The organism is Bartonella sp. AD328YNZD (genome assembly GCF_042196425.1).
The window spans coordinates 1-1,081 of sequence record NZ_JBHIQG010000561.1 but is presented as its reverse complement, the minus strand read 5'-3'; the positions used below and the strand labels follow the sequence as shown (position 1 = coordinate 1,081).

Genomic DNA, 1,081 nt, shown 5'->3' with positions numbered 1-1,081 from the left:
GAGCAAAACTGAAACCACTGCTATCCATAAAATTTCATTCGAACTCATTTTGATCTCCTTAATGCTGCAATCTATCGCCCGTCTGATCAACAACGCGGCTCTTGCAAATTTTCGACATTGGGGGGGTGTTGCTCTTGCATTAATCTCTGCAAGCGCTCAGGATAAAAAAAATCTTCGGGGCGCAAATCTATCCCATGATCACGTGCGTAGGTTAATAATTGCGCCTGATAAATTGAAGGAAATAATCCATTAGCACCCCCCTTCTCTTTAGAGTAAGTGATACGATAAACAGCGCCTTTACATTTCTGCAAAATACGCGAAACATTAACAGCCCCCCCTAAATATTTTATTATGGTATACGCAGGTTCTTTTTTCATAACAATAAAATTTCATATTTCATGAATTTTATCAAGATAAAAATTCAGTTTTTTTTTATTGATTTTTCATGTCACATGAAAGAGCCTTACTCTTATGGAATCGGATCAGTTAAAGGCATGGCTTAAGGAGCAATTAGCTAAAAATGGACATGGCAGCAAAAAAATGCTAGCTAAACACTTAGGAATATTGCCATCTGCTTTGTCCAACATACTAAATAATTCAGCAAAAAATAAACCAATAAAACCTAGATTAATAAGAGCGGACGAACTAATAAAAATTATTGATTTTTTTGGTGAAATCCCACCTTTTTTAATAAAAGAATCTGAACAATTTATTCGTCTTTATTATCAAGCAAAACCTGAAGTTCAGAAAGCTGTTTTAACGATTCTTCAAAACTCTTGTTCTTTAGACAAAGAATAATAGCTGCCATCACTTTTTTATCTCCATAATTCCAAAGTTTTTCTAACATTGTGTTATCCATAATTAATTTTTACCTTTATAAAATTTCATATTTTATGAATTTTTTATTGACGATGTTCATTAAATATGAAATATATAGACACCATACCCCGAAAAAAAAAACCTATGTCAAGGCGTTTTTTTCAAAATGTATTTAAATATTTTGATATGGAGGCATTTGTGAATAAACCAGTGTTTATAAATTCTGATGAAATTCTCTTAGTCATCTGCGAAAATGAAGAAC

The 1,081-nt window shown here is 32.3% G+C and carries 1 protein-coding gene and 1 pseudogene; one reads left to right on the top strand and one right to left on the bottom strand.

Annotated elements, in window-relative coordinates:
• Positions 1-58: 58 nt before the first annotated feature.
• A pseudogene (locus ACFIO3_RS13680) lies at positions 59-377 on the bottom strand (hypothetical protein).
• Between the two features lie 94 nt (positions 378-471).
• On the opposite strand from ACFIO3_RS13680, the gene ACFIO3_RS13675 reads away from it, so the two are divergent.
• Positions 472-798, top strand: coding sequence for an XRE family transcriptional regulator (locus ACFIO3_RS13675; RefSeq protein ID WP_375608881.1), 327 nt, complete (start codon positions 472-474; stop codon positions 796-798).
• Positions 799-1,081: the final 283 nt, after the last annotated feature.

Coding starts and splice junctions, on each gene's coding strand:
- ACFIO3_RS13675 (WP_375608881.1), top strand. CDS start 472: ATGGAATCGGATCAGTTAAAGGCATGGCTTAAGGAGCAATTAGCTAAA.